This window comes from Ahrensia sp. 13_GOM-1096m (assembly GCF_000620605.1).
In the GTDB taxonomy this organism is placed as follows: Bacteria; Pseudomonadota; Alphaproteobacteria; order Rhizobiales; family Rhizobiaceae; genus Ahrensia; species Ahrensia kielensis.
Genome location: NZ_JIAX01000006.1, coordinates 446,934 through 464,482 on the forward strand (window position 1 = coordinate 446,934; position 17,549 = coordinate 464,482).

The 17,549-nt window shown below is 46.0% G+C and carries 15 protein-coding genes; 9 read left to right on the forward strand and 6 right to left on the reverse strand.

All coding sequences use genetic code 11. The features are described 5' to 3' along the window. Positions 1-13: 13 nt before the first annotated feature. Positions 14-1,687 carry a SulP family inorganic anion transporter gene (locus N530_RS0102540; protein ID WP_026479415.1) on the reverse strand — a complete coding sequence of 558 codons (1,674 nt, stop codon included), beginning with the start codon at positions 1,685-1,687 and terminating at the stop codon, positions 14-16. 171 nt (positions 1,688-1,858) lie between these two features. On the opposite strand from N530_RS0102540, the gene N530_RS0102545 reads away from it, so the two are divergent. Beyond that, complete coding sequence (locus tag N530_RS0102545) at positions 1,859-2,056, forward strand: hypothetical protein (protein ID WP_026479416.1); 198 nt, start codon at positions 1,859-1,861, stop codon at positions 2,054-2,056. 9 nt (positions 2,057-2,065) lie between these two features. Here the strand turns inward: N530_RS0102545 and N530_RS0102550 are convergent, their stop codons facing one another. Together N530_RS0102550 and N530_RS18530 are read right to left on the reverse strand one after the other, a co-directional pair. Continuing rightward, complete coding sequence (locus N530_RS0102550; protein ID WP_026479417.1) at positions 2,066-2,515, reverse strand: response regulator; 450 nt, start codon at positions 2,513-2,515, stop codon at positions 2,066-2,068. Continuing rightward, on the reverse strand, positions 2,512-4,500 hold the full coding sequence (locus tag N530_RS18530) for a PAS-domain containing protein (protein ID WP_155851900.1): 1,989 nt from the start codon (positions 4,498-4,500) through the stop codon (positions 2,512-2,514). The genes N530_RS0102550 and N530_RS18530 overlap by 4 nt, the downstream gene beginning before the upstream one ends. 334 nt (positions 4,501-4,834) lie before the next feature. Here N530_RS18530 and N530_RS18535 point away from each other — a divergent pair, with 334 nt between their 5' ends. Continuing rightward, the gene (locus tag N530_RS18535) at positions 4,835-5,179 is read left to right on the forward strand and encodes a response regulator (RefSeq protein ID WP_162150924.1); all 345 of its coding nucleotides are present in this window, start codon (positions 4,835-4,837) and stop codon (positions 5,177-5,179) included. 124 nt (positions 5,180-5,303) lie between these two features. Here N530_RS18535 and groL read toward each other — a convergent pair whose 3' ends face one another. From groL to N530_RS0102575, 3 genes are all read right to left on the reverse strand, one after another. Continuing rightward, complete coding sequence (gene groL, locus N530_RS0102565; RefSeq protein WP_026479418.1) at positions 5,304-6,956, reverse strand: chaperonin GroEL; 1,653 nt, start codon at positions 6,954-6,956, stop codon at positions 5,304-5,306. Positions 6,957-7,023: 67 nt separating this feature from the next. Beyond that, positions 7,024-7,320: a co-chaperone GroES gene (gene groES / locus N530_RS0102570; RefSeq protein ID WP_026317292.1), complete on the reverse strand. Its 297-nt coding sequence runs from the start codon at positions 7,318-7,320 to the stop codon at positions 7,024-7,026. A gap of 195 nt (positions 7,321-7,515) precedes the next feature. Next, positions 7,516-9,474 carry a TadE/TadG family type IV pilus assembly protein gene (locus N530_RS0102575; RefSeq protein WP_026479419.1) on the reverse strand — a complete coding sequence of 653 codons (1,959 nt, stop codon included), beginning with the start codon at positions 9,472-9,474 and terminating at the stop codon, positions 7,516-7,518. 153 nt (positions 9,475-9,627) lie between these two features. Between N530_RS0102575 and N530_RS0102580 the strand changes: the two genes are divergently transcribed. The 7 genes from N530_RS0102580 (at position 9,628) to ileS (ending at position 17,503) form a co-directional block, all read left to right on the forward strand. Beyond that, positions 9,628-10,122: a TadE/TadG family type IV pilus assembly protein gene (locus N530_RS0102580; protein WP_081773868.1), complete on the forward strand. Its 495-nt coding sequence runs from the start codon at positions 9,628-9,630 to the stop codon at positions 10,120-10,122. Between the two features lies 1 nt (position 10,123). Beyond that, entirely contained in the window at positions 10,124-10,858 is a 735-nt protein-coding gene (locus N530_RS0102585; RefSeq protein ID WP_026479421.1) for a TadE/TadG family type IV pilus assembly protein, read from the forward strand. 148 nt (positions 10,859-11,006) lie between these two features. Next, complete coding sequence (locus tag N530_RS0102595; protein WP_026479422.1) at positions 11,007-11,861, forward strand: TIGR01459 family HAD-type hydrolase; 855 nt, start codon at positions 11,007-11,009, stop codon at positions 11,859-11,861. 6 nt (positions 11,862-11,867) lie between these two features. Beyond that, the gene (locus N530_RS0102600; protein ID WP_026479423.1) at positions 11,868-12,863 is read left to right on the forward strand and encodes a bifunctional riboflavin kinase/FAD synthetase; all 996 of its coding nucleotides are present in this window, start codon (positions 11,868-11,870) and stop codon (positions 12,861-12,863) included. Continuing rightward, positions 12,863-13,570: an SDR family oxidoreductase gene (locus N530_RS0102605; RefSeq protein WP_026479424.1), complete on the forward strand. Its 708-nt coding sequence runs from the start codon at positions 12,863-12,865 to the stop codon at positions 13,568-13,570. The genes N530_RS0102600 and N530_RS0102605 overlap by 1 nt, the downstream gene beginning before the upstream one ends. Then, complete coding sequence (locus tag N530_RS0102610; RefSeq protein ID WP_026479425.1) at positions 13,567-14,316, forward strand: SDR family oxidoreductase; 750 nt, start codon at positions 13,567-13,569, stop codon at positions 14,314-14,316. The genes N530_RS0102605 and N530_RS0102610 overlap by 4 nt, the downstream gene beginning before the upstream one ends. 202 nt (positions 14,317-14,518) lie before the next feature. Next, positions 14,519-17,503: an isoleucine--tRNA ligase gene (ileS, locus tag N530_RS0102620; RefSeq protein ID WP_026479426.1), complete on the forward strand. Its 2,985-nt coding sequence runs from the start codon at positions 14,519-14,521 to the stop codon at positions 17,501-17,503. The last annotated feature ends 46 nt before the right edge of the window (positions 17,504-17,549 follow it).

Genomic DNA, 17,549 nt, shown 5'->3' on the forward strand with positions numbered 1-17,549 from the left:
AAAGGGGGCGGTGCTAATGCCCGCCGCCAAATGTACCGGTGCGAACGCCATAATCCACGGCGATCTCATATTCAGGATCGTCGTCTGCATCGACAATCAATTGGCCAGCGCGATTAAGCAACTGATGACAGTCACGCGATAGGTGGCGCAATTGCAATGTCTTGCCTTCAGCCTCATAGCGTTTTGCTAAATCCTCAAGTGCTTGAAGCGCTGATTGGTCAACGACGCGCGAATTCATGAAATCCACAATCACAACATCAGGGTCATTCTGCGGGTCAAAAATTTCAGCAAACCCGTCAGTGGAACCGAAGAACAACGGCCCTTCAATGCCGTAAATCTTAGCGCCTTCCGGTGACATGCTTGATTTTGCCCAGATGCGGGTCGCATTTTGCCAAGAGTAAGCAAGCGCAGAGACAATCACACCCACAACCACTGCGATTGCAAGGTCGGTCATGACTGTGACAACGGTAACAAGCACGATAACAAACGCATCCATGAGCGGAATTTTGCCCATGATACGCAGTGAGTTCCATGCAAATGTGCCGATGACAACCATGAACATAACGCCGACAAGTGCTGCGAGCGGAATCTGTTCGATCAATGACGATCCAACAAGAATAAATGCCAAGAGGAACAAGGCAGCAGATGCGCCAGAGAGCCGTGTTCTACCACCCGATTTAACATTGATCATCGATTGGCCGATCATCGCACAGCCGCCCATACCGCCGAAGAAACCGGTCACGGTATTTGCAACACCTTGAGCAACACATTCTTTTGAAGCGCCACCGCGTTGTCCGGTGATTTCACCAACAAGGTTGAGTGTCAAAAGGCTTTCGATAAGGCCAATGGCGGCAAGAATGACGGCATAGGGCAAAATAATATAGAGCGTTTCGAGTGTAAGCGGCGCTAATACACTATCGTAAAGGCCTGTTGCGCCAGTTCCGGCTAGATCAAAGGGAATGTGGAACGGCGGTAAGCCACCTTCAATCGATGCCAGATCGCCAACGCGTGGCACGTCCATTCCGAAAATGATTACAATCGCAGCAACGATACCGATACCTGCAAGCGGAGCAGGGAAAGCATTGGTGATGCGCGGCATAATCCAAATGATAGCCATTGTCAGGCCAATAAGGGCGAGCATGAGGAAAAGCGGAAGGCCGCTGAGCCATTGACCGCTAAAAAGACCTTCGCTTGCTTCTGCCGTGCCGGGCACTTTGAACTGTGATAATTGAGCAAGGAAAATAACAATCGCCAGCCCGTTCACAAATCCAAGCATGACCGGATGCGGGACAAGCCGGATAAATTTACCCAAGTGAAAAACACCAGCTAGAATTTGTAAAACGCCCATCAATATGACGGTTGCAAAAAGATATTCGACGCCGTGCTGTGCAACGAGCGCAACCATAACAACTGCCAGCGCGCCTGTTGCGCCGGAAATCATGCCGGGTCTGCCGCCCATAATGGCGGTGATTAGACCAACGATAAAGGCAGCATACAAGCCAACCAGCGGGTGAACGCCAGCAACAAATGCAAAGGCAACGGCCTCTGGCACAAGCGCAAGTGCAACCGTTAGGCCTGAAAGCAATTCGGTTCTGATGACAGATGGTGTGAAATCGACAAGTCTGGTCTGCGTCGCTTTGTTTGATTTAAACCTTGAAGCGAAGGCAGCCAAAGTGGGCTTTAGCATGAGTTTTCCGTATTTAGATGGATGTGTTTTCCTTCTCTTATAGCAATTGAAATTCAATGCAATGACAGCAAGTTGCGCACATGTCTTGGCGCTACCTTACTAAAATGTAATTTCAGCACCGTTGCGCATCATGCTTTGGCTTCCCATTTATAAAGAACGAAAGGAATAATAATGGACACTTTAAAATCATTTTTGAGGTTTGGACTTGCAATCGCACTCGCTGTTATTGCTGTGCCGATTTTAGTCTGGATCGGGTTGGCCGCGATTGGAGCAGCCGTATTAGCTGCGATTACGGGGTCAATTTTCGGCGCATGGGCAATTCACAAAGCGCAGAAAGAACGCTCTGGGGTCATTATCGATCACAAGTGAGAAATGCTATTATTGCGCTTTGGGAAGCTGAACATTCTCAATCCAGTATTTGCTCAAAATTCGCACGACATGAACCAAGCCATCAAATGTGACCGGCTTTGTGATGAATGAGTTCACCCCAAGATTATAAGCCTGCAAAATGTCTTCTTCTGATTTAGATGTGGTGAGTGCGACAATTGGAATGGCCTGAAACTCAGGAATTTTGCGAATTTCTGCAAGCGCAGCGCGTCCATCCATGCGCGGCATGTTCAGGTCAAGCAGAATAATGCCAGGTAAATCTTGGTCTTTGAGTTCTTCATATTTGCCTTGGCGATTCAAGTAATCAAGCAAGTCTAGCCCATCGACAACAAAATCGATCGGATTGGAAAGATTTGCTTCTTCAAAGGCATCTGCAATGAGCATGCGGTCGTCGGCATCATCGTCGGCGATTAGAATTTTGATTGGATTGCCGTCCTTCATTGGCTATCTTCCCCAGCGTATTTTACAGGAATATCAATACTGAAAGTAGAACCAACGCCTTCTTCGCCGTCGGCTTCAATTGTTCCAAAATGTTGGTCAACAATCTTTCGGCACGTTGAAAGTCCTATGCCTGTTCCTTCATATTCCATTCGTCCATGCAATCGCTTGAAGATTGCAAAAATCTGATCTTTGAAGCGCCTATCGAAACCGATACCGTTATCTGAAATTTTAATGCGATGAATAGCGATGGGCTGCCCGAACGAGTCTTCTATGGTGAGGGTCTCACCATTCACATGAATAATGGGCGCTTCATCAGGCTTGTGAAATTTCAATGCATTGCTAATCAGGTTTTGAAACAATTGGCGTAGCTGCACTGCATCGCCATCAATTATTCCCAAACCTTTCGTTTCCACCTTGCCGCCGGTTTCTTCCAGCCGCACATGAAGGTCTGACAAAGCGCCTTTGACGATGTCATTTAGATCAACTGGATTGAATGGCCGTGTTTTGTTTGTCACGCGGGAGTAAGCTAATAGGTCGTTGATGAGCTGCCGCATACGCGATGACGCATTTTGCATACGATTCAAATACATCGAACCATCTTCAGGTAATATATCACCATATTTTTTGGCTAAACGATCACCGAAGGCCTCAATCTTTCGTAAAGGCTCCTGAAGATCGTGTGATGCAACATAGGCAAAATCTTGTAGCTCTGCATTTGAGCGTTCAAGGTTTCGGGTATATTTGGCAAGTCGTGCCGTATCATGCTCGCGCTGTGTGACATCTGACATGGTAACAATAGTGTAGTTGTTGGAGACAGGCCGGTTGTGCACTTCGATAATACGGCCATCTGTGAGATGATGCAGATGTACACTTTCTTTATTGGTAAAGCCGTCTTCACTGTACCTTTTAAGGGTTTCGGCTGCTTTTTCGTTTGAATAATGACCGCGTTCAATTGAATTACGCAGAATGTCGATGCGCGGTGTGCCTTTTTTCATGATCGCAGGGTCAACGCCTGTCATTTTTATGTATCGATCGTTCCAGACTAAAACTTCTTGCCGTTCGTTATACATGGCAAGACCTTGAGACATATTAGCAAGCGCATAGTGAAGTTGCACTTCTTGCGTTGCTGCTTGCTGGCTTAGATCACGGGTGTGTAGTTCATGGTGTTTAAGCTGCGTAATGTCGGCGACATTGAAGATTGTGCAGCCATTATCGAGGCGGTGCGCACTAAAGCGAACCCATTTTCCATCTGCATTTCTGTGAGCTGTTGCACCTGATGGTTCGAGCCGTTCTTTTTCCGCATATGCGAAATAGTCTTCACGCGTCTGGCCATTCATCTCGATTTTGCCGCTATCATAGACAGCAGCGATGATGTCAGCATGGCGAGCCCCAATTCTAATCGCGTGCGCAATATCAGGGTTTAAGGTCACATAGTTTTTATTATAAGCTAAGAGTTGTCCATCTGGACTGTAAAGCCCAAACCCATCAGGCGTACGGTTTAGTGCAGCCGTAAGCTCCTCCATTGTCAGGCTTGGTGCGTGCTTGAGGTTTGGATCTTGATTGAAATTATTTAAGGTTGTGTCCGAAGCCAGATGTTCGACGGTTTCAACGACCATTTTATTGGGTTTGAAATGCCGTGAAATACGTAACTTACGCTCATTTTTATCGAGCAGCTCGATTCTAAACGCTTCACCATTTTCAAACGTGTCTTTAACCATTTTATGAACTTCGGAAGCGGCAAAATTTCCAAATTTTTTGGATTGCACCGTATGCTCAATGACTTCAAACATAGTCATTCCGATAGTGACATCGTTCGTACTAATGCAATGCAGATCATAAAAACTTTGATTGGCGCACAACAGGTGGCCGTTCGAGCCATATATGGCGATTCCGACATTTAAATCGTCAATGAGACTTCGATAGTTCTGCGCTAATTCTAATTCAGCTGTTGCAGATAGATCGTGCATTGCTGTTTTATTTTGCATTGTGCCGCCTTGAAAATTCAATTGAGTACATATGCTTTCATAAAATGCTTAAGATTCCGATTGTCTTTCGCAATGGTTGCTGCCCGCATTAAGGTTAGTGGTTTTGATTGCTAATAGTGTGTTTTCATTGAATTAATCGTGCAAGCCAAATGAATTCAAATGCTTACTAGATGTATTCGCCTCCGCAGTATTTTATTGTGATAAGGCGCATATTTACATTTTTACCAATGGTTAAGCATAAAATGCCGATTGTGTAACACAACGGAACGAATTTGACTTTTTGCAGTTAACTATTGGAATGATAACACCACGAAGAAAAAAGGATGGTCCGGAAATGCCTAAAAAATCACACTTTTTGATCGTGGAAGACGATATATTTCTAGCGATGGATTTAGAAGAGTCGCTTATAGAAGAAGGCTACCATGTTATTGGCGTTGCGCGCTCTGTAGAAGAAGCTGAACAAATTCTACAGAACCAGACGCCAGATTATGCTTTGCTCGATTACAATCTTGGAGACAAAACGAGCGTCCCTATAGCCCGTAAACTGGCGAATTTAGGCGTGAAATTTGCTTATGTTACAGGCCAGCTCGCACGTTTCTTGGAAGATGACAAAGTGCCGACGGCACCAATCTTTTCCAAACCCATAGATTTGCCGCACGTCCTGAGAAGCTTTGCCTGATCTAATGTTATACATACACGGACGTTTGTATCGTTTTCCCGAAATATAAAAAGCCCGCTGAAATCAATCAGCGGGCTTTCTTGTTTCCAAGGTGGAAGCGTTATGAGTTAATTGCCAAAGGCAATTACATCATGCCGCCCATACCACCCATTCCGCCCATGCCGCCCATGTCAGGCATGCCGCCTGATGAACCTTCCTTTGATGGTGCATCTGCAACCATCGCTTCCGTGGTAATCAAGAGGCCTGCAATTGAAGCTGCATCCTGAAGAGCAGTGCGAACAACTTTAACTGGGTCAACAATACCCATTTTGATCATGTCGCCATATTCGGCTGTCTGAGCGTTAAAGCCGAAGCTTGCTTCGTTTTTCTCAAGGATTTTACCAACGATGATTGAAGCTTCTTCACCAGCGTTTGTTGCGATCTGGCGGGCAGGAGCCTGCAGAGCACGACGAATAATATTGATGCCGGCTTCTTGGTCTGGGTTTGCACCTTTTGATTTGATGCCAACTGAAGACAAGAGAAGAGCTGTGCCGCCACCAGGGACGATACCTTCTTCAACCGCAGCGCGTGTCGCGTTCAAAGCGTCATCAACGCGGTCTTTTTTCTCTTTAACTTCAACTTCTGTTGAGCCGCCAACACGGATAACAGCAACACCGCCAGCCAATTTAGCAAGACGCTCTTGAAGTTTTTCACGGTCGTAATCAGAAGATGTTTCTTCGATTTGGCCTTTGATCTGAGCCACACGGCCTTCGATGTCTTCTTTTTTGCCAGCGCCGTCTACGATGATTGTGTTCTCTTTAGAGATGTTCACTTTCTTCGCTGTGCCAAGCATGTCGAGTGTTACTGTTTCAAGCTTGATGCCAAGCTCTTCAGAAATCACCTGACCACCAGTCAAGATTGCAATGTCTTCTAGCATTGCTTTACGGCGATCGCCGAAGCCTGGTGCTTTAACTGCTGCAATTTTAAGGCCGCCGCGAAGCTTGTTAACAACAAGAGTTGCAAGCGCTTCGCCTTCAACGTCTTCTGCAACGATGAGAAGTGGGCGTGAAGATTGAACAACAGCCTCAAGAATTGGAAGCATTGCTTGAAGGTTAGTAAGTTTTTTCTCGTGGATCAGGATGTATGGATCATCAAGATCGGCAACCATTTTCTCAGGGTTTGTCACGAAGTAAGGTGACAAGTAACCGCGGTCAAACTGCATGCCTTCAACAACTTCAAGCTCTGTTTCAGCAGTTTTTGCTTCTTCAACAGTGATAACGCCTTCGTTGCCAACTTTCTGCATAGCTTCAGCGATCATGTCGCCGATTTCTTTTTCGCCGTTTGCAGAAATTGTACCAACCTGAGCAACTTCATCAGAAGTTTTGATTTTTGTCGCTTTTTTGATGAGGTCAGCAACAACTTCGCTAACAGCCATGTCGATGCCGCGCTTCAGATCCATCGGGTTCATGCCAGCAGCAACTGCTTTGTGACCTTCTTGTACGATTGACTGTGCAAGCACTGTCGCAGTTGTTGTACCGTCACCAGCAATGTCGTTGGTTTTTGAAGCAACTTCACGGAGCATCTGTGCGCCCATGTTTTCGAACTTGTCTTCAAGTTCGATTTCTTTTGCAACAGAAACACCGTCTTTAGTGATGCGTGGTGCGCCGAAAGATTTGTCGAGCACAACGTTACGGCCTTTAGGGCCAAGCGTAACTTTAACAGCATCAGCAAGAATGTTTACGCCAGCCAGCATGCGTTCGCGTGCTGAGCGGCCGAATTTTACTTCTTTAGCAGCCATTTTAAATTCTCCTCGGGACGAGCCCGTCAATTGAAAGTTCTAAAGTGAAAAACGAAAGTGATTGGGGTTAGCCAATAACGCCCATGATGTCGCTTTCCTTCATAATAAGAAGGTCTTCGCCGCCTACTTTAACTTCTGTGCCAGACCATTTGCCGAACAGGACGCGATCACCGACTTTAACGTCAAGTGCAACGACTTTGCCGCTTTCGTCGCGCGCACCGTTGCCAACAGCAACGATTTCACCTTCGGATGGTTTTTCTTTAGCAGTATCAGGAATGATGATGCCACCTGCTGTCTTCTCTTCTGAGTCGACGCGGCGAACGACTACGCGGTCGTGCAGCGGACGAAAATTCATCTCAGCCATGATTTTACCCTTAAAATAAGTTGATTGAAAACGCATAAAACGTATTAGCACTCACCTTTGATGAGTGCTAGCTGCACATAGTAATTGATGCACACAGAGTCAATATGCTGCGATGTTGAATGCTATAATTTTAGAATAAAATAAAAAAATCCCGGCTGAAATTTCAGCCAGGATATTGGTTTAGGGAGCTATAGTTTACTTGCTATCATACTGTGTAAGACGAAGTTTCCCGATATCGCTGCCGATTTTCTTGAACGCGTTTTCCAAATCAACATCATTTTTAGCCCAAATGGCGCTTTGGGGTGATGAAGCGCAATGGTCCATTAGCTTTCCAGCACGCGTACTGTATTTGGTTGATCCAAAATAGATGAAATAAATACGCACGCCCATCTCTTTAATGTTTGTACACATGGATTTTGCAACGTCATCAATCATACTATTAGCTGTTTCTGAATTTGGAGGACCATAAAGCCCCCACCCTTTTTCATATGGATCATCAACTGCGTATCCATGTGGAGAATGTCCATATCCGTAGGAGTTGGGGAAGTTGATAGTATTATCACCATCAGTCATCAGAACGAGTACTTTTTCAGTATCATCGAATCCCCCTGCGCCTCCCATAGGTTCCCACGGTGTCAAAGTGTTCATTGCCCATGCAAGACCGATAGAAACGTCAGTTGCACCGTTGGATTTCATACTATCAATGGTTTTAGCCAGAGCACCATCTTTTTTGTTGTTATTGATGCCGTCAACATCATCGTTCAACCCAATCATAGGCGGAACAATGCAATCCATATCTGGCCCTACACGTTCTTTACCGTAGCTGCCCGATAAAGTGATATTATTTGTATTCGTTTGGCTACCAACATATTTGGGAGTGTTGAATGTACGCGCACGATAAATATCATCTGCAGTGAATTTAGAGTGTCTATATTTTACAGATAGATAGTCATTATCATCGACGTCATCCCCATACAAAGTTGTATAGGAAAAGCCATATCTGTACTCTTTAAAATCACTTTCTGAATTTACATCATCAACGTAATTTACGCGCCAATTTCTCCAGTAGTCACTGGAGTCATAATCATATTCGTCCGGTGCGAAGTGTGGTAGATAGAGCGAGTTACCAATTCGTTCATTAGGGGCATCAAATGTTTCTCTGAAGCTACCTGCTCGGTGATCAAAGCAACCTTTCCAAGAGGCGTTCTTGAAGCGGTTAAACACGTCTTTACGTGTTACGATGCCGATTCCTGGCTCCTTGTGTAGCGCCTCGAGATCAACGCCATCACGATTTAATGTAAGCGGTAAAACGTCTTTCAACTTATTGGGATCATAATTAACCCATTCATGAGTTCTGTTTGCAGGCCAATTAGATTTTCGGTTTGGCATTGCATAGTACATATCGCCTTTGTCGCCATCACCGGAGTTAGTTGTTTTGTAGGGGGCAAGATAACGGAAATGGTCAACAGACCTGCCTGCCCAATCAATCCACCATGCGTCTTGGCTGTCTCCAGAACCTAAATATTCGTTTGGTACGCGAACATGATGATTCCAAGGAACCACTGAAAACTTGATTTCTGCACTTTCCAGATCCGCGACAGAGTCAGTAGCTACTTTGATGAGTGTTTTGGCACCAGATTTAGCTGAATCCATGCGGGATTTGAATCGCTGTCCGCTAGCCGCTGCGTTGGTATCCATAGAGCCTGAGTTATCAATGGCGATCGCAACTTCAATATTTTTACGGCCGAAGCGGGATTCCGTTTGTACGCGAGCATCTAGATGTTCATACCCGAACAAGTGCATAAAATACGTCTTAACTTGAGATTTAGCAATAATTTGCACTCTTCCAGAATCAACATCGACTGCAAACTTATCATATGTAACGGGTTCGCTGACCAACGCTTCAAGGAGCTTTTTGCCCTCCTCTTCGTACGCAGCTGGACTTCCGCTTGGATTGAGCGCGACGCGTTTGGCAAGATGCAGCGCAACAGTTTGCGTTGCGGTTTCAAGGTCGGTGTATACTCGATCTTGGTTGGTATAATCGATAGCAAGCGCAATCATGCCGAATATCGGCATCATTGATAAAGCAGCGAGCACATAAGCAGAGCCACGTTTATCGTCGCGAAACCTGCGCAGGATGTTTGTTTTAGCCATGTTTTAACCCACCAATACTAATTATTGTAGGCAGACATTAGAACAAAGCTGTTAACATGCCGTTCTTACGATTGGTAAATTACAAATTACCGCGCTTACGAATTAGAAATCTTTTTAGATTACGATTGCCGAAAAGAAGGTGGTAAATCGGTGATGGCAAGAATTCTAAGTAAATTTGCTCGGGATAAGGATGGGGTGGCAGCGATTGAGTTTGCTATTCTGGCGCCAGCCTTTTTTGCTCTTATGGCCGCTATATTTGAAATTACGTATTTCATCTTTGTTAACACCACCGCACAGCGCGCGGTCGAAAATGTGATTTATGAAATACGCACAGGCTATATATATGAGCAGTTTGCAGCTTCAGGAAATCCGCCGCCTGAGCAATATATAAAAAAAGAAATTTGTAAAAACGCAAGCATTCCAAACTGTTTGGATACAATAAAATTGTCGATGGAAAAATACGACGGAAATTATAATAGCTACGATCGCACCGATGAAACAAAGGTTTTTGACGGGGGTGTCCCTGGAATATTAATGCGCTTGGAAGCTCAAATTCAGGTCCCGAGTGTTGTTTTTGGGAATGCTATATTTGGAAAAGAAAATATGGAAGTCACGGCTGGTTTAACTTTCATGACGGAGCCATATTGATATGAGCAGACATAAAGGGATTTTCCAACGTTTACGCGGTATCTTAAAGCATAAATTGATCAGTTTTGGCCGCCAAGAACGCGGCGCAATTGCTGTGGAGATGGCGTTCATTCTTCCGATTTTTGCGTCGATGGCTTTTCTGACTTACGATGCTGGCACTGTTTATACTCAATATAAACGTGGCATACGGAACTATTATGCTTTGGGAGATATTCTTGCGTATCAAACAGAAGATGTAACCTGCTCGCAGCTCGATAAAATCTCAGAGATGGTTTATAAATCATATGTATCTGGAAACTGGGCTCGCAGAGAACAGGCAGGCAGAGATGATTTCACAAAAGATGGCGCGGTAGACTTTCGTTTCGCACTTCGTCTCGTGAAAATCGACGAAGATCCAGTCGACAAGAAGCTTAAGGGGCGCATTGAATGGTCCTATTGGCGTCATGAGAGCGACATGACTAATCCCAATGAGCCAAAGCCTGGTGATTATATTGAAGTACCTGAAGGTTTGCAGATAAAAGGCTTGGAAGCTGTTTTCGTCGATGGTTCTTTATATATTGCACCAGCATTAAATTACCTTGGCATTTTTGACTTTAATCCAAGCGCAAACGAAACGCACAAAATTATCGATGTTGATCGATATTTCCCTTTGCGGTTTGTGTCTACGCTAGGGCTAAAATATAGTCTCAAGGACCCAATGAGCAAAAAATGCTGGAGCCGCGTCCTAAAGTATTAGTGCATTCGTTTCAGGCCGTACAAATAATGTCATTCTGATAAAACGTCATAATAACTTTATCGCCAAGTAGGATGACATTCTCAATATCTTCGTCTATTGCGTGAGCTATAGCGCGCAAATAACGCATATAAGATTTTGAGGTCTGCAATTGCCCACACAGCGAATTAAACGGCTTGATGAGCTCTTGCCGAATTATGATGTCATTTTATGCGATGTTTGGGGCGTGCTCCATAATGGCGTAGATGCATGGACGCAGGCCTATAAGGCGCTGATGCGTGCACGCGATGCTGGCGCAAAAGTGGTGCTTATAACCAATGCTCCCCGACCTTCGCCCAATGTAATCGAACAATTGGGCGCACTTGGTGTTCCTACAGCTACATTTGATGCTGTTGTGACTTCTGGCGACGTTACCCGTGCGCTCATCGTAAATGGTTCGAAGAAAATATTTCACTTGGGGCCACAAAGAGATACGGCAATTTATGATGGTCTCGGTGCCGAGCTGGTAGACTTAAAGGAAGCGGACGTTGTTGTTTGCACCGGTCTTTTTGATGATGAAAGCGAAACACCGGCAGATTACGCAGATCAATTACAAGAAATGAAAAGCCGTGATCTTCCATTCGTATGCGCCAATCCTGATATTGTTGTGGAGAAGGGGGACCGCCTAATCTTTTGCGCCGGCGCTTTAGCGCGTGATTATGCAGAACTTGGCGGTAAAACTTATATTGCTGGAAAACCTCACAAACCGATTTACGATGAGGCCATTCGTAAAGCTGAAGCCCTTATAGGCGGGAAAGTTGATCGGAGCCGCATTTTAGCAATCGGTGATGGCATGCCAACCGACGTTAAGGGCGCGATGGATAACAATCTCGATTTGCTGTTTATTTCCGACGGTATTCATAGCCGTGAATATGGTCAGCCGGGCAAGCCGGATGATAGCAAGCTTGACGCTTATCTTGATGCGCATAAGGCAACGCCTGTTGCTACAATGATAAAATTGGCATGAGCTGACATGGCGGATTTTGCACGCATTCAGGACCTTATGGATTTTCCAAAAGGCTTGCGCGGTGGTGTTATTGCTATCGGTAATTTCGATGGCTTGCATCGGGGCCATCAAGCCGTTCTAAAAACAGCACTTAATCTGGCGCAGCAAATGAATGTGCCAGCACTGGTTTTGACTTTTGAACCGCATCCACGTTCTTTTTTTCAGTCAAAGATAAAATTGTCCCGCATCACGCCGCCGCGCATGAAAGCGCGCATTGTTGAGAAAATAGGGTTCGGTGCAATCGTCGAATTGCCGTTCACGAAAGAATTTTCTGAGCAGACGGCAGATGTTTTTATCAATGATATTCTCGTTGATCGTATGGATGCCAAAGCAGTCGTGACGGGATTTGATTTCCATTTCGGCAAAGATCGACAAGGTGACCCTGCTTATTTAACGCAAGCAGGTGAAGAAAATGGGTTTCAAGTTAAACTTGTCGACGCGCAGCGCGATCAGGCATCTGATATCATTTCTTCCAGCCGAATTCGCCACGAACTTGCAGAAGGCAATGTCGCTGCGGCCAACAATCTTCTTGGTTACCGCTACCGTGTAACGTCTCCAATCATTGCAGGCGAACAATTGGGGCGTACACTCGGTTATCCGACCGCGAATATGGCGCTTCCTGCAGAAACACCATTGGCGCATGGTATTTATGCTGTCCGGTTTCACCGCCAAGACGGTACAATATTTAATGGTGTAGCAAGCTTTGGGCGACGCCCAACTGTAACCGAAAAAGGCGCGCCGCTTTTAGAAACATATGTTTTCGATTTTAAAGGCGATCTTTATGATGAAAACTGTACGGTGAGCATTACCGAATTTTTGCGTGGTGAAGAGAAATTTCACGGCCTCGATCCATTGATTGAACAGATGAAAATTGATGAGAAAAATGCCCGTGAAATCTTGTCGGGTCTTGAGCCAATTTCTGAGCTCGATGCGCAATTAACATTTGGTAGAGATGGCGGCTGATGCGCCGCAAGATACTCATCACTGGCGGCTCATCTGGGATTGGCCTTGCACTGGCGAACAGATTGAGCGCACGGCACGACGTGATCGTAACGGGTAGCCGTGATCGCAGTGAAATTACAGAGGTCTTCTCACCCAATCTTATTTACGTACAGGCTTCGCAAAGCGATCCGGAAGCAGCGATAAAAACCATCGCTGAGGCCTTGCTTAAGGCAGGGTGGGTGAAGCTGGACAATGTTGTCTTAAATGCAGGCACGGGATTTGCCGTCAAGAACGCAATTGATGATGTCGAACGTATTCGGCAGACAATAGATATCAATTTGACGACCACAATATTATTGTCGCGCACACTTTACCCTTGGCTCGCCAAAGCCGAAGGCACTTTGACTATTGTTGGCTCTGTCGCCCATAAGGGCCAAGCTCTGTTTCCAGCCTATGCTGCATCCAAAGGTGCGCTGCACGGTTTTGTGCGTGCTTTGCGATCAGAATGGCAGGGCAGGGTAGCGGTGCAAATTTTGCATCCCGGCCCCACAAGAACTGACATGCATGCAAAAGCTGGACATGATGCTGGTCGCCTGCGTTCGATATTTATCAATCCGTCATCAATGGCCGCAATGATGGAATATGCAATGTCTTCAAAACGTTCACCGCTTAGCCTGTCTTTTCTGAAGTATTATATGGGCGGCAGCATAATGGGCAAACGTCTATGAGAGCGCTCGTAACAGGTGGAAGTGCGGGGCTAGGCCAAGCGCTTTGCGACAGGCTCTTAGCCGATGGCTTTCATGTCACAAATCTTGACCGTGATCTGCCAGATCAAGCCAGCACAGCCGAATATGTGCAGTGTGATTTATCAAGCCGTGATGCGGTTGATAAGGCACTGAAAACTTTAACATCGTCGGATGGCTATGATTTGGTCATTTTTAATGCGGGTATTTCAGCAACTGGCAAGTTTGAGGAAATCGCTACATCAAGTCATGCTCGTATCATCGCGGTTAATGCAGAAGCGCCAATAAGCCTATGTGCAGGTTTGATGAAGGCTGGAAAAATCAACAAAGCGGGCCGTGTTGGTTTTGTCTCTTCATTATCCCATTTTACAGGATATCCCGGAGCGGCAAGCTATGCAGCTTCCAAGGATGCTTTGGCTGTGTATGCAAAGGCTGTCCGCAAGGTTTGGCAAAAACAATTCGATATCAAAGTGACGGTGGTTTTTCCAGGGCCGCTTAAAACCGATCATGCCGCACGCCATGCACCAGATGGTGCTGATGCAGAAAAACGAATGGCTCCGAATGACGCTGCAAAATTGATTTTGCGGGATATAAAACGTGGCAAGGCACATTCGATGCCCGGCGTAGCCGCAAGACTTTTTGCTTTTTTAGGGCAGATTGCGCCTAAAGTGATGACCTTTGCGATGAAAAAACTCATCTATTCAAAGCTAGATAAAACGGTTGCCGATTAAAGCTTTTATTTTTAATCAAGCATTGCTATGGGAAACGCATGTTTATGGAAGCTATCATAATCCGAATTATAGGCCCGGCCTACCGCTAGCAGCGATGTAAGGCCGGGATATTGCGCATTGTCTTCGCGCCCATTTTCCATTTGAACTTTAATGCCGCGCCGATACACTGTAAGCCGCGCCAGAAATGACCGATAAAACAACTATGACCGATTCCGCCGATAACAAGATCGACTATTCCAAAACACTCAACTTGCCGCAGACAGATTTTCCTATGCGTGCTGGCTTGCCTAAAAAAGAGCCTGAAATCATTGAGCGTTGGAATGAGATGAACCTCTATAAATCCTTGCGCGAAGATGCAAAAGGCCGTGAGAAGTTCGTGCTGCATGATGGTCCGCCTTATGCCAATGGCAATCTGCACATCGGCCATGCGCTCAACAAAACACTAAAAGATGTGATCACGCGCTCATTCCAAATGCGCGGCTATGATTCCAACTATGTGCCGGGCTGGGATTGCCACGGTCTTCCAATCGAATGGAAAATCGAAGAGCAATATCGCGGTAAGGGCAAAAACAAAGACGAAGTGCCGATCAACGAGTTCCGTCAAGAATGTCGTGATTTTGCTGCCCACTGGGTAGGTGTTCAATCCGAAGAGTTCTTGCGTCTTGGCATCACGGGTGATTTTGAAAATCCATATCTGACAATGAACTTCGATAGCGAAGCAATCATTGCTGGCGAATTGATGAAATTTGCCAAATCCGGCCAGCTTTACCGCGGTTCAAAGCCAATCATGTGGTCAGTGGTTGAACAAACGGCTTTGGCTGAAGCTGAAATCGAATATGAGATATATGAGTCTGATACGGTTTGGGTAAAGTTCCCAGTTCTCTCCGTCAAGCAGAGCATAACAGGTTTCTCGATAGATGAAGTGCAAACTCAAGCGCTCCGTGCTCATCAGCTAGTCGGGGCGTCCGTAGTAATTTGGACAACGACACCATGGACTATTCCTGCTAACCGTTGCGTTTGTTACTCCACAAAAGTGTCTTATGGCCTTTATGAAGTGACCGTTGCTGAAAATGAGTTTGGCCCGCAAGTCGGCGATCGTTTGATTTTTGCCGATAGTCTTGTCGGTGAATGTGCAGAAAAAGCCAAAGTGGAAATGAAACGTGTTGGTGATGTTTCTGTCGATGATCTCAAAGGTATGATCCTTGACCACCCGCTAAAAGGTATGGGCGTTGATGGCTACCAGTTCAAAGTACCAATGCTGCACGGTGATCATGTAACGGAAGATGCCGGTACAGGCTTTGTCCATACAGCACCTGGCCATGGCCGCGATGACTTTGAGAATTGGATCGCTAAACGCGCAGAAATCGAAGCGCTTGGTATAGATTCATCTATTCCGTTCTGTGTGGCCGATGATGGCACATACACAGACGATGCACCGGGTTTTCCTGATGTCAAAGTAATCGATGAAAAGGGCAAAAAGGGTAAAGCCAACCAAGCGGTGATCACTGCGCTTATTGGCCAAAACAATTTGTTTGCGCGTGGCCGTGTTAAGCACGAGTACCCACATTCATGGCGCTCTAAGAAGCCGATCATCTTCCGCAATACGCCGCAATGGTTTGTCTATATGGACAAGGATGGCGTGTGCGAAAAAGGAACGCTTCGTAACACAGCTTTGGCAGCGATCGAAGAGACGCGCTTTGTACCAGCTTTGGGTAAAAACCGTTTGCGCGGCATGATCGAAGGTCGCCCTGACTGGGTGCTTTCGCGTCAACGTGCTTGGGGTGTGCCGATTTCTGTTTTCCGCAATGAGGAAACAGGACAGGTTATTCCGGGCCCTGAATTCGATAAATCTGATGAACTCTCACAGCGCATCGTCGAGGCTTTCAAAAAAGAAGGCGCGGATGCGTGGTATGCTGAGGGTGCAAAAGAACGCTTCTTAGATGGCATTGTGGACAATCAGGAGCAATGGACGAAAGTTAACGACATTCTTGATGTTTGGTTTGATTCAGGTTCAACCCATGCTTTCTGTCTGGAGCAACGCGAAGATTTGAAGTGGCCTGCAGATGTATATCTTGAAGGCTCAGATCAGCATCGTGGTTGGTTCCATTCTTCACTGCTTGAAAGTGCAGGTACGCGTGGACGTGCGCCTTATAATGCCGTTATTACGCACGGTTTCACTATGGCCGAGGATGGACGTAAAATGTCCAAATCTCTTGGCAACCAAATGTTCCCGCAAGATATCATAAAGAAATCAGGTGCAGATATTCTGCGTCTATGGGTTGCCTCGACAGATTACCAAGAAGATCAGCGTATTGGAGAAGAAATTCTCAAGACGAATATCGACAGCTACCGTAAATTGCGTAACACATTGCGCTGGATGCTTGGGACGCTTTCGCATGATGAGGGCGAAGAGGTTTCTCTTGCTGATATGCCAGAACTAGAGCGCTTGATGCTTCATCGCATTTGGGAACTCGATAAGCTGGTCAACAACAGTTACGATAATTTCGATTTTAAGCGTATCACACGTGGTTTGCTTGATTTTATGGTGCTTGAACTGTCAGCGTTCTACTTCGATGTGCGCAAAGATGCACTTTATTGCGATGGTCCTTCATCGGTTCGCCGCAAAGCAGCACTTCAAGTTGTTGGTATTCTTTTTGATCGTCTCGTGACATGGATGGCACCGATTTTGCCATTTACGATGGAAGAAACATGGCTCAGCCGTTATCCGGATGCGAAATCTGTTCATTTTGAGCAGTTCCGTAGCTGTCCTGATGAATGGCGCGATGATGCATTGGCGGCAAGGTGGAAAAAAGTGCGTCAGGTACGCCGTGTTGTGACCGGCGCTCTGGAAATCGAACGCCGCGAGAAGCGCATTGGTTCTTCTTTGGAAGCCGCACCTGTGGTTTACATCAATAATGATGAGCTAAACACTGCGATCAATGGCCTTGATATGGAAGAGATCTGTATCACGTCCGACATCGAGATCAGTGTTGGCGCTGCGCCAGATGGTGCATTTACACTTGATGATGTTTCTGGCGTCGCCGTTGTGCCGCAATTAGCAAAAGGTGAAAAATGTGCGCGTTCTTGGCGTGTGACAACAGATGTTGGCGCCGATCCAGAATTTCCTGAAGTCTCAGCACGTGATGCAAAGGTTCTTCAGGAGTTGAAACTTCTGGGTAAATTATAAGCACATTGCTTGAATTGCCGTGCTTATGGTATGAACAACCACGAAA

Bases quoted from the DNA above. Each gene is read 5' to 3' on its own strand.
- N530_RS0102540 (WP_026479415.1), bottom strand. From the start codon at position 1,687: ATGCTAAAGCCCACTTTGGCTGCCTTCGCTTCAAGGTTTAAATCAAAC.
- N530_RS0102545 (WP_026479416.1), top strand. From the start codon at position 1,859: ATGGACACTTTAAAATCATTTTTGAGGTTTGGACTTGCAATCGCACTC.
- N530_RS0102550 (WP_026479417.1), bottom strand. From the start codon at position 2,515: ATGAAGGACGGCAATCCAATCAAAATTCTAATCGCCGACGATGATGCC.
- N530_RS18530 (WP_155851900.1), bottom strand. From the start codon at position 4,500: ATGCAAAATAAAACAGCAATGCACGATCTATCTGCAACAGCTGAATTA.
- N530_RS18535 (WP_162150924.1), top strand. From the start codon at position 4,835: ATGCCTAAAAAATCACACTTTTTGATCGTGGAAGACGATATATTTCTA.
- groL (WP_026479418.1), bottom strand. From the start codon at position 6,956: ATGGCTGCTAAAGAAGTAAAATTCGGCCGCTCAGCACGCGAACGCATG.
- groES (WP_026317292.1), bottom strand. From the start codon at position 7,320: ATGGCTGAGATGAATTTTCGTCCGCTGCACGACCGCGTAGTCGTTCGC.
- N530_RS0102575 (WP_026479419.1), bottom strand. From the start codon at position 9,474: ATGGCTAAAACAAACATCCTGCGCAGGTTTCGCGACGATAAACGTGGC.
- N530_RS0102580 (WP_081773868.1), top strand. From the start codon at position 9,628: ATGGCAAGAATTCTAAGTAAATTTGCTCGGGATAAGGATGGGGTGGCA.
- N530_RS0102585 (WP_026479421.1), top strand. From the start codon at position 10,124: ATGAGCAGACATAAAGGGATTTTCCAACGTTTACGCGGTATCTTAAAG.
- N530_RS0102600 (WP_026479423.1), top strand. From the start codon at position 11,868: ATGGCGGATTTTGCACGCATTCAGGACCTTATGGATTTTCCAAAAGGC.
- N530_RS0102605 (WP_026479424.1), top strand. From the start codon at position 12,863: ATGCGCCGCAAGATACTCATCACTGGCGGCTCATCTGGGATTGGCCTT.
- N530_RS0102610 (WP_026479425.1), top strand. From the start codon at position 13,567: ATGAGAGCGCTCGTAACAGGTGGAAGTGCGGGGCTAGGCCAAGCGCTT.
- ileS (WP_026479426.1), top strand. From the start codon at position 14,519: ATGACCGATTCCGCCGATAACAAGATCGACTATTCCAAAACACTCAAC.